We start from the raw sequence: 12,437 nt of genomic DNA on the forward strand, positions 1-12,437 counted from the left end.
TTATACAATAATATTTTTTATTTACCTCAAAAAATTCTGATAAATATTTCGTTTTTATTTGTAAGCTTTTATTTATCTTTATTTTATCCTTGCTTATAAGGAGACTTATACACCATGTTTTTTTAAGTTAAATTGAATATGATATAACTTGATTTACGCAAAAAATCTTAAAAATTACCTTACAAGCCTTTATACTTAAATCTGTTTCATGACAAGAAAAACCTGTTTTGTGACATATTTTTCCTTGTTAAACTGTTTGAGATTTAATTTTAAACCTGATTAAAAAAGCATTTTTTTCGCATGAGCTAACTGCAGTCATGTTTTTACAAAAATGAAGATTGGAATTGTTATTTAATTTTTGATCAAAAACACGTAAAAACACCTGTTTTTAAAATGCTTACAAACAGTAATTTAGCTTTTTTAGAAATAAAAATCAGATTTAATGATTTATCTGATCATTAATTTAAATATTCAAAACTAACATTAACCAATTAAATTAAAAAATTATGAATGAAGTTTTCTTAGGATCAATTATGGCTTTTGGATTTACCTTTAACCCAAGAGGCTGGCAAACTTGTAGTGGCCAATTTATATCAATATCTCAAAACAGTGCTCTTTTTGCATTACTTGGCACTACTTATGGTGGAAATGGCCAAACTACTTTTGCCTTACCAGATTTAAGAGGCCGAAGCATGGTGGGTGTTGGTAACGGACCTGGCTTAACCCCTATTGTTTATGGACAAGTTGGTGGAACTGAAAACATGACACTGACATTAAACAATATGCCAATGCACAATCACCAACTTCTTCCGGGAACTGGTGCTGGTCAGGTAAATGTAGCTACTAATGCACTTGCTGCTACAGGAGGAGCAATTACTAACGATACTGATGGTGGGGCAAACTCTTTTGCAGCAGGTGGCTCAACACCAAATATTTACAGTGAGCCAGGTACAGGTACTGCTAAAATTGGAGGTATAACTACTGCTATCTCTGGTTCTACAGGTATTGCTGGAGCCTCACAGGCATTTAGTATTAGAGACCCATACTTGGGTATTAATTTATGCATTGCTATGGAAGGAATTTTCCCTTCCCGTAACTAATATCAAATTATAAAAACAGAGGTATTCCTGCCTCTGTTTTTTTTTAATATAATTTTATGGATAACGACATCAAAATAGGAATTTTAATTCCAAAGTCACAACAGTATCCCGGTCTGGATAAAGATTTTATGAGAGGATTAAAACTAAATGCTCTTAATGTAAAATTCTTTGTCGAAAGTATTGGTATTTGTACAGACGAGAAAATCATAATTGAGAAAATTCAGAAATTAAATTTTCAGGAAGATGTGTCTATTATTATAGGTTTTTTTGGTCATTATAATGTAGCCGAGGTTTATAAATATGCTTCAAATAATGATATTTTATTAATAGCAGCAGATTTGGGAGCAACATTACCTTATGAAACTGTAACTCCAAAAGGGGTTTATATCAATTCATTTGGATTAACTGAATCCTGCTACCATTTAGGAAATTATCTGACAACAAACAAAAAGTATAAAAAAATTGCCACTTCGACTTCGTTCTATGACTCTGGTTATGGTATGATGAGCGCTATTGAATATGCATTTAAGGAAGAAAGTAATTTTTCAGGACATTACATTACTCCTTTTGTACCCAGAGAAGATGAAGCCTTATATATGGATCAGATCATTAATACTCAAGAACCTGATGCCGTTTTTGCATTTTACAGCGGTCTATATGCCGAAGAAAATGCTGGTTTTGTAAGTCAAAATAAGATTACGCAAAAATATCCTTTTTATGTAACTCCTTTTTTTATCAATGATAAAATATTAGAAAACTACAAAACCAATCCGCACAATCTTTATGTTGTAAGTTCATGGATGCAAAATGATACTGAAACATTAGATTTTACCTCCGAATATCTAAATACTTATTCAGATAACCCATCTGTTTTTTCGATTTTAGGATACGAAAACGGACTGATATTAAAGTACATAATTCAAAATACTAAGAACTTTAGTTTTAATTCTTTAATTGAGGAAATAGAGAATTTAAATATTGCCGGTCCAAGAGGGACAATTTCTTTTGATAAGGAAACTAACAGAACAATATTTAATCATCATATCTACGAATTAAATTTAGATTCTCTCAATAATATAAGCTTTAGAAAAATAGAAACATTCATTAATGATGGACATTTTATTAAGGCTTTTACTTTATCTGCAAAACCTGATAAAATAAGCGGTTGGCAAAATGCTTACTTATGTCATTAACTAAAACGTATGTTATGAAAAAAAAATTACTCTTATTTATTACGCTCTTTTGTCTTTTTGGCGTGTTTCAAAACACAAAAGCGCAGACTTTAGCACCTGGCGATATAGCCTTTATAGGTTTTAATATTGGAGGACCGGATGGCTTTAGTTTTATAACTCTGAAACCTATACCCGCCGGTGAAATAGTTTATTTTACCGAAGAAGGTTTATACAGTGGTGGCTGGATAAACAGCTCAGAACCTCATATAAAATGGACAGTTCCTGCGGGGGTAACCTGTGGAAAAATTATTTCTTTAATAGAAAGTAGTGTAACACCAAATACTTTTACCGTAACAGGAGGATCTGCCAGTGATTTTGTGATTAATCCTGTAGGTCCTGCTTATAATTTTAATTTATCTGCAGGAGATCAAATGCTGGCCTATCAAAGTGCTGATAATAGTATGAGGCCTACAATTTCTCCAGCTACTATAACATTTATAGCGGGAATTCACGGTGATTACAATGCTGGAAATTATGACAGTGTTACACACTGGAATAGCTCTGCGCTAACAGGCACTGGAGGTGGTGCTGAAAGTATAATACCTCCAGGACTAACAGATGGAGTTAATTGTGTCGCTCTATTTCCAGGAATAACCGAACCAAGTCAGTTTTTTGCAAAATATACTGGTAGCTTAACAGGCTCAGCTTCAACTTTAAGAACAAGTATCAACACCTATAGCAACTGGGTTTCTCCTGCAACTGATCAGGGAATTTTACCTAGTAATTATAGCCCAAGTGTAACTTGTGCTGTTGCTCCAACAGTAGCTTCTACAACCGCGACAGCTGTTAAGTCAGTTTCTGCAACACTCGGCGGAAATGTTACTGCTGATGGCGGCGACCCTTCGATAGAAAGAGGTATCGTCTGGGCTACAACGGCAAATCCAACTACCTCAAATAATAAAGTTCAAATTGGAACAGGGACAGGAACATTTAGTAATGTTGTAACGGGATTTCCTGCTGCAACAACTATTAATTTTAGGGCCTATGCTATAAATAGCGGAGGAACAAGTTACGGAAACAACTTAACCTTTACGACTGGAGCTGCATTAACTGCTCCGGCAACAATATCCAAGACAGATGTAAGCTGTAATGGCGGTTCTAATGGTACTGCTACTATTATTGGATCTGGAGGAACAACTCCTTATACATATTTATGGTCTAACAGCCAAACAAATCCTACGGCAACTGGTCTTGCTGCCGGAACTTATAATGTAACCGTCACAGACGCTGAGTCTACACAAATAACAAGAAGTATTACAATAAATCAGCCAGCCGCAGCAGTAAACGCTACAGCTCTAACAACTCCGGTTTCTTGTTTTGGAGGTTCAAATGGTACTGCAACTGTTACACCATCAGGAGGTACATCTCCTTATACTTATTTATGGTCTGATGGACAAACAGCAGCGACTGCCGCTGGTCTTACTGCAGGAACCTACAGCGTAACTATTACTGATGACAACGGTTGTCCAAAAACAGTAAGCAGCATTGTTGTCGGTGGTCCTGCGGCTGCATTAAGCGCAACATCTTCTGCAACTTCAGTTTCATGTTTTGGAGGATCTAACGGTACTGCAGCAGTAATTGCATCTGGCGGTACAGCTCCTTATAATTATTCATGGTCGCCCTTTGGCGGAACTGGTGCAACTGCTACAGGTCTTACAGCGGGAACGTACAGCGTGACAATTACAGATTCTAAATCTTGTACGCTTACTGTAAACAATATTATAGTAGGAGGACCATCATCTGCAATAACATCAACAACTTCTTCTACTCCGGTTTCTTGTTTTGGAGGCTCAAATGGAACTGCGACAGTTACACCATCAGGAGGTGGAGGTGGTTATACTTATTTATGGTCTAATGGAGCTACAACAGCTACTGCAACCGGTCTTGCTGCCGGAACTTATAGTGTAACAGTTACTGATTCATTTAATTGTCAGCATATTAAAAATAATATCATAGTAGGAAGCCCGGCTGCGGCTGTAGGCGGAACAAGCTCTACAACTACGGTTTCATGTAACGGAGGTTCTAATGGTACTGCGACGGTTACTGCATCTGGCGGAACTGCTCCTTATACTTATTTATGGTCTAATGGAGCTACCACTGCTACTGCATCCGGTCTTGCTTTCGGAATTTATAGTGTGACAATTACAGATTCTAAATCTTGCGCTTTTACTATAAACAATATAATTGTTAATCAGCCAGCTGCATTGAGCGGAACACCATCTGCAACTGCAGTTTCATGTTTTGGAGGATCAAACGGTACTGCTACAATTATTGCATCTGGCGGTACAGCTCCTTATACTTATTCCTGGTCTCCTTCTGGCGGAACTGCTGCAACTGCGACTGGTCTTACTGCCGGAACTTACAGTGTGACAATTACAGATTCTAAATCTTGTACACTTACTGTAAACAATATTATAGTAGGAAGTCCTGCCGCAGCATTAAGCGGAACACCATCGACTACACCGGTTTCTTGTTTTGGAGGTGCAAATGGTACTGCTTCAATTGTAGCTGCCGGAGGAACTGCTCCTTATACGTATTTATGGTCTAATACTGCTACAACGTCTACAGCAACTGGTCTTGCTGCAGGAAATTACAGTGTAACAATTACAGATAATAATTCTTGTACTTTTACGGTAAATAATATTGCTGTATCACAGCCAGCTATATTAAGTGGTACGGCCAGTACGACTTCTGTTTCATGCTTTGGAGGCGCAAATGGTACTGCAACAGTTACTGCATCTGGCGGAACTGCTCCTTATACCTATTCATGGTCGCCTTCCGGCGGAACTGCGGCAACTGCTACTGGTCTTACAGCCGGAACGTACAGCGTAACAATTACGGATGATAATTCTTGTACTTTTACTTTAAATAATATTATTATTAACGAACCAACTGCCGCATTAAGTGCAACAAATTCAAGCACTGCTGTTTCGTGTAATGGAGGGTCGAATGGTACGGCAACTGTTTTACCATCAGGAGGAACATCTCCTTATACTTACCTGTGGTCGAATGGTGCTGTAACTGCAACTGCAACTGGACTTGCAGCAGGAACTTACAGCGTGACAATTACAGATAATAATTCTTGTACTTTTACGGTGAATAATATTGCTGTAACGCAGCCAACTGCAATTACTGCAACTTCTTCTGTAACTTCAGTTTCATGTAATGGAGGAGCCAATGGCAGTGCAGCAATTGCTCCTGCAGGCGGTACATCTCCTTATACTTATTTATGGTCTGATGGACAAACAACAGCCGTAGCAACCGGACTTACAGCTGGTACCTATAGTGTTACAATTACAGATACTAATTCTTGTACATTTACTGTAAATAATATTATTGTTACACAGCCAACTGCATTAGGCGGTACAGCCAGCACAACCTCAGTTTCATGTTTCGGAGGTTCTAATGGTACTGCAACAGTTATTGCATCTGGCGGTACAGCTCCTTATACTTATTCATGGTCGCCTTCCGGCGGAACTGCCGCAACTGCGACTGGTCTTACAGCCGGAACATACAGCGTGGCAATTACAGATGATAATAGCTGTACTATAACAATAAACAATATCGTTGTGGGTGGTCCGGCAGCAGGTCTTGCTATCACATCTTCACAAACTGATGTTCTATGTAATGGCAGTCCAACCGGATCAGCTAGTGTTGCTGTTACGGGTGGTACTGGTGCTTACACCTATTCTTGGTTGCCAACTGGAGGAACTGCTGCAAGTGCAACAGGATTAGCAGCCGGAACTTACACCGTGACAGTTACTGATGCTAATAATTGTCAGGCTACACAATCAGTTACAATTTTAGAGCCGGCGGTTTTAACCGTTACACCGGCAGCGCAAACTGATATAGCCTGTTTTGGCGACAGTACAGGATCTGCTACTGTAACAGCAGCGGGAGGAACTGGAGCATATACCTATTCCTGGGCTCCGTCCGGAGGAACTGCTGCAACTGCAACTGGACTTTCTGCAGGAACTTATACCGTTACGGTTACTGATGCCAATAATTGTCAGGCATCTCAAAGTTTTATTATTAGTCAGCCATCTGCTGCGCTTACAGCTGTTTCAGGTGGACAAAATAATGTTTCCTGTAATGGGGGAGCAAATGGATCTGCAACTGTAAATGTAACGGGCGGAACAGGTGGATACACCTATTCATGGGCACCTTCTGGAGGAACGGCTGCAACTGCTACCGGACTTTCTGCAGGAACTTACATCGTTACCGTTACTGATGCCAATAATTGTCAGACAACTCAAAACTTTAATATCCTACAACCTAATGCTCTTACAGCAAGCATTGGTTCTCAGACTGATGTTTCTTGTAATGGTGGAGCAAATGGATCTGCAACAGTAAATGTAACAGGCGGAACCGGTGCTTATACTTATTTATGGGCTCCAGCCGGAGGAACGGCTGCAACTGCTTCTGGATTAAGTGCAGGAACTTATACAGTTACCATTACCGATACTAATACATGCCAGACTACTCAAAGTTTTACTATAGGACAGCCTTTTGTTTTATCAGTTACACCATCGCAAACTAATGTGCTTTGTAATGGAACTGCAACGGGTACAGCAACTGTAACTGTTTCTGGCGGTACTCCGGGTTATACTTATTTATGGTCACCGTCTGGAGGAACAGCTGCAACTGCAACCGGACTTACTGCAGGAGCTTATACAGTTACTGCCACTGATGCTAATGGTTGTTTTACAACACAAAACTTTACAATCACTGAACCTGGCGTTTTAACAGCGACACAAAGTCAAACAGATGCAACCTGCTCAACTGGCGGTATAGCTTCTGTGAATGTTAGCGGTGGTACAGGGCCTTATTCTTATTTATGGTCGCCATCTGGAGATACGACTCCTACGGCAAGCGGACTAACTGCCGGCATACATAGTGTTTTAATCACAGATTCTAATGGTTGTACATTAACTAAAAACTTTACGATTGGTACAACAAATACCCTTGTTGCAAGTACTTCTCAGATTGATGTATTATGCTTTGGCGATAATACTGGAACTGCAGCCGTAGTTCCAAGTGGAGCAACAGGACCCTTTACTTATGTCTGGTCACCTTCTGGCGGAAATGCTGCGACAGCATCCAATCTTACAGCAGGCAATTATTCTGTAACGATTACTGCTTCTAACGGATGTTCAATCGTTAAAAACTTTACGATTACAGAACCAACAGAACTTATCGTAACTCCAAACCCGCAGACAAATGTTTCTTGTAATGGAGGAGCAAACGGATCTGCAAGTGTTTCTGTTTCCGGAGGAACCGGAGCCTATACCTATTCATGGGCACCTGCCGGAGGAACTGCTGCAACTGCAACTGGATTAAGCGCAGGAACTTATACCGTAACAATTCAGGATGCAAACTTATGTACCAAAACGCAAAGCTTTACTATAACAGAGCCGGCTATTCTTGCTGCAACAACATCTCAAACTGATGTTTCTTGCAACGGAGGAACTAACGGAACTGCAACAGTAAGTGTTACTGGAGGAACAGGAGCTTATACCTATTCATGGTCTCCAGCCGGAGGAACTGCTGCAACTGCTTCTGGGCTTGCTGCCGGAACTTATACGGTAACAATTACAGACGCTAATTCATGTATCGCAACTCAATCGGTTACAATTACTGAACCAGCTGTTCTTACTGCAACAGCATCTCAAACAGATATTACTTGTAATGGTCTAAACAATGGAACTGCAGCAATAACTGCAGCCGGAGGAACAGCACCTTACACGTACTCATGGTCTCCTTCCGGAGGAACCGCTGCAACTGCAACTGGATTATCTACAGGAACTTATACTGCAACAATTACAGATGCTAATGGATGTATCGCAACGCAATCAGTTACAATTGCTGAACCTTCTGCAATCGCTGTAACAGAAACCCACACAGATGTTTCTTGTAATAGTGGAGCAAACGGAACTGCAACAGTCAATGTAACGGGAGGAACAGGAGCTTATACATATTCCTGGGCACCTGCCGGAGGAACGGCTGCAACTGCAACTGGATTATCTGCAGGAACTTATACCGCAACAATTACTGACGCAAATGGTTGTTCTGCGACCCAATCGGTTACAATTGCTGAACCTACTGCAATTTCTGTAACAGAAACTCATATAAATGTTTCTTGTAATGGAGGAGCAAACGGATCTGCAACAGTTAGTGTTACTGGAGGAACAGGAGCATATACTTACGCATGGTCACCTGCCGGAGGAACAGCTGCAACTGCAACTGCAACTGGATTATCTGCAGGAACTTACANCTGCGACCCAATCGGTTACAATTGCTGAACCTACTGCAATTTCTGTAACAGAAACTCATATAAATGTTTCTTGTAATGGAGGAGCAAACGGATCTGCAACAGTAAATGTTACTGGAGGAACCGGAGCTTACACGTATTCATGGGCACCTGCCGGAGGAACAGCTGCAACTGCAACCGGACTTACTGCAGGAACTTACACCGTAACTATTACAGATGCTAATTTATGTTCTGCAACACAAACTGTTACGATTACAGAACCAGCGGTTCTTGCTGCAACAACATCTCAAACTGATGTTTCTTGCAACGGAGGAACTAACGGAACGGCAGCAGTAACTGTTACTGGAGGAACCGGAGCTTATACGTATTCATGGTCTCCATCTGGAGGAACAGCTGCAACTGCAACGGGTCTTGCTGCAGGAACTTATACCGTAACTATTACAGATGCTAATTTATGTTCTGCAACACAAACTGTTACGATTACAGAACCTGTAATACTTACTGCCGGAATATCTAATACTAATGTTTCTTGCAATGGAGGAACTAACGGAACGGCAACAGTAACTGCAGCCGGAGGTACAGCGCCTTATACATATTCATGGTCTCCTGCCGGAGGAACGGCTGCAACTGCAACTGGACTTGCCGCAGGGACTTATACTGCTACGATTACAGATGCTAATGGTTGTACTGTCAACCAATCGGTTGTAATTACACAACCTTCTGCAATTTCTGTAACAGAAACTCATGTAAACGTTTCTTGTAACGGAGGAGCAAATGGATCTGCAACTGTAAATGTAAACGGAGGAACAGGGACTTATACCTATTCCTGGGCTCCTTTTGGAGGAACTGCTGCAACTGCAACTGGATTATCCGCAGGAACTTACACCGCAACAATCACAGACGCAAATGGTTGTACTGCGACCCAATCGGTTACAATTGCTGAACCTACTGCAATTTCTGTAACAGAAACTCATATAAATGTTTCTTGTAATGGAGGAGCAAACGGATCTGCAGTTACTGGAGGAACAGGAGCATATACTTACGCATGGTCACCTGCCGGAGGAACAGCTGCAACTGCAACTGCAACTGGATTATCTGCAGGAACTTACACCGTAACTATTACAGATGCTAATTCATGTTCTGCAACACAATCTGTTACGATTACAGAACCAGCAGTACTTGCTGCAACAACATCTAAAACTGATGTTTCTTGCAACGGAGGAACTAACGGAACAGCAGCAGTAAATGTAACCGGAGGAACCGGAGCTTATACTTATTCATGGTCTCCATCTGGAGGAACAGCTGCAACTGCAACGGGTCTTGCTGCAGGAACTTATACCGTAACTATTACAGATGCCAACAATTGCACTATAACTAAAACTATTACCATACTTACAACTCCAGATGTAACTGCACCAGTACCAACGGTTGCTAATCTTCCGGAAATTAGTAATTATTGTTCTGTTTTAGCATCAGAAATTGCTGTACCAACAGCTACAGACAATTGTGCCGGAACTTTAAACGGAACAACAACTGATCCTTTAAGCTATAACACTGTTGGAACTTATGTAATCACATGGAAATACGATGATGGAAACGGAAATATAACGACTCAGCCGCAAACGGTAAAAGTAACAGCATCTCCACTTAACGCTGTAACCTTTAGCGATGCTCAGTTTACTTATGACGGAAATACACATCCGCTGCAGGTTGCTAACCTTCCAACCGGAGCAAGTGTTACCTATTCAGCCAATAATTCATCTGTAAATGCCGGAACTTACGTAATCACTGCAACGGTAACACCAGCTGCAAGTGCACCAAATTGTTCTACAATAACGCTTACAGCAAATCTTGTTATCAATAAAGCGCCACAGCAGATTACATTTAACGCAATTCCGGTTAAAACTCTTGGAGGTACGAATACTTTTGATTTAACTGCATCATCAAGTTCAAATTTAGCTGTAACTTACACCTCTACTTACACTACTCCACTTGCTCCGGCTACGGTTTCTGCAAGTGGTACTGTAAATATGTTAAGAGCTGGTGAGATTTTAATTACTGCTCATCAGGACGGAAATCAAAATTATCTGCCTGCAAATGATGTTTCTCAATTATTGGTTATCCTAAACAACAATATCGATGTTAAGAGAATCATTATAGGAACAAAAGTTTTTGACAATCCAGGAAAGACACTTTCTTATGTATTGCCTTGCGGAGATACAAATCCAAATGTTTCTATTGTAAATGAATCTGGTGCGATTATAACTCCTTCTGCTAATTTTACAATTCAGACTCCTAAACCGGGAATTTACAATCAGAATGTAACCATTACATCACAAGACGGAAGTTTATCAGCAACATATTCTATTACTGTTGAGAAACCATTTAATTTCTTCGACATTGTTAAACAGAAATTTAATAACGTACTTCTTGTAAATAATAATCCACAGACAAATGGCGGTTATGAATTTGTTTCATACGAATGGTTCAAAAATGGACAATCAATTGGAACAGGACAGTATTTTTCTGCAGGAGAAACTATTACATCATTACTGGACCCAACGGCAGATTACAGTGTAAAAATGACAACTAAAGATGGAAAAGTACTGCATACATGTGCATCTAAAATCGTGTTGACAAATACACTGCAGGCTAAACTTTATCCTAACCCAATTGAATTAGGAAAAGTGATTACTATCGAAGCAGATTTCCCTACTGAAGAATTAGAGAAAATGCAGATTAGTCTTTATTCTGTTGCAGGTCAATTAGTTAAAACTGTACAGTCATCTACAGCTAAAACAGAAATACAATTACCTCAAACAACTGAAAGTAATATGTACTTGGTGATTCTTGAAACGCCAAACATCAAAAAATCTTTCAAAGTAATTGTAAAATAAATAAAACCTGCCAGTACTAGATAAAAATAGTACTGGCATAATATAACTTAAGATGAAAAAAAATATTAACAGCTATATAACATCGCTTGCCATCTGTACAGCATTTCTTGCGACATCACTAAATAGTTATGGCCAGGACAAAAAACAAGAGTTTTCGATTTCACTGGGAGGACCTTTTTCCTATATAGATTCTAATTCTTCAGGAAAAACTGTTCCGGGAAATGGTGTCAGCGCTGGTCTTCGCTATTCTTATTATTTAAACGAAGGATTAAGCGTAGGAGTTGGAGTTGAATATCAGACTTACAATTCTGATTTAAAATTTAATTCTCTAAGCGGAGCATATTTTACTACTGACGCTGAAAGTGAAAATTTTCAATTCAGATACCGAGGTACAAATGTAAGAGAAGAGCAAAAACTCGCTTATATCAATGTGCCAATAACGCTTCAATTTGAAACTCCGGGTACTTCTAAATTTTATATCGCGGGTGGAGCAAAAATTGGTTTCGCTTCAAGCGGAAGTTATCAGACAACTTTTCAAAATTTAACGACAAGCGGGTATTATCCGCAATACAATGTTGAGTTATTCAATCCGGCATTTGCAGGTTTTGCAAATACTAACAATCTTCAGACAGTAAAACAGGATCTGGATACTGAAGTTTCTTATTCAGCAACCCTGGAAACTGGTTTAAAACAAGAACTGGGCAGCAGAAATTCAATTTATATTGGTGTTTATTTTGAATATGGTTTGAATAATATCTACGATAAAAACGGAAACAAACCTTTAGTGCAGTACAATGCAGAATTACCGGTAGAATTAGGATATAACACTTTATTCGATACCGCGTTGAGCAGCAATGTAAGACTAGTTTCATACGGTCTTAAACTAAGATTTGCATTACGATAATCTGATAATTACAACTGGTTAAAAACAAAAAAC

The 12,437-nt window shown here is 39.5% G+C and carries 5 protein-coding genes and 1 pseudogene; all 6 read left to right on the forward strand.

The genetic code is table 11. The annotated features are described in order from the left end of the window. Window positions 1-533: 533 nt before the first annotated feature. Window positions 534-680 (forward strand): annotated as a pseudogene (locus ASE21_RS22320) (phage tail protein); the annotation flags it as partial. Between the two features lie 12 nt (window positions 681-692). Beyond that, window positions 693-1,100, forward strand: coding sequence for a phage tail protein (locus tag ASE21_RS13995; protein WP_242410288.1), 408 nt, complete (start codon window positions 693-695; stop codon window positions 1,098-1,100). A gap of 56 nt (window positions 1,101-1,156) precedes the next feature. Then, complete coding sequence (locus tag ASE21_RS14000; protein WP_057123308.1) at window positions 1,157-2,293, forward strand: ABC transporter substrate-binding protein; 1,137 nt, start codon at window positions 1,157-1,159, stop codon at window positions 2,291-2,293. Window positions 2,294-2,733: 440 nt separating this feature from the next. Continuing rightward, on the forward strand, window positions 2,734-8,605 hold a 5,872-nt coding region (locus ASE21_RS22460), incomplete at its 3' end, for a hypothetical protein (protein WP_410503566.1). A 60-nt stretch (window positions 8,606-8,665) separates the two neighbouring features. After that, the gene (locus ASE21_RS22465) at window positions 8,666-11,500 is read left to right on the forward strand and encodes a T9SS type A sorting domain-containing protein (RefSeq protein WP_410503567.1); all 2,835 of its coding nucleotides are present in this window, start codon (window positions 8,666-8,668) and stop codon (window positions 11,498-11,500) included. Between the two features lie 52 nt (window positions 11,501-11,552). Further along, window positions 11,553-12,404, forward strand: coding sequence for an outer membrane beta-barrel protein (locus ASE21_RS14010; protein WP_057123310.1), 852 nt, complete (start codon window positions 11,553-11,555; stop codon window positions 12,402-12,404). Window positions 12,405-12,437 lie beyond the last annotated feature (33 nt).

It is taken from the genome of Flavobacterium sp. Root901, from assembly GCF_001429765.1.
Lineage (GTDB): Bacteria > Bacteroidota > Bacteroidia > Flavobacteriales > Flavobacteriaceae > Flavobacterium.

What these genes read in the sequence shown, in the direction of transcription:
- ASE21_RS13995 (WP_242410288.1), top strand. Translation starts at nt 693, where the DNA reads ATGGTGGGTGTTGGTAACGGACCTGGCTTAACCCCTATTGTTTATGGA.
- ASE21_RS14000 (WP_057123308.1), top strand. Translation starts at nt 1,157, where the DNA reads ATGGATAACGACATCAAAATAGGAATTTTAATTCCAAAGTCACAACAG.
- ASE21_RS14010 (WP_057123310.1), top strand. Translation starts at nt 11,553, where the DNA reads ATGAAAAAAAATATTAACAGCTATATAACATCGCTTGCCATCTGTACA.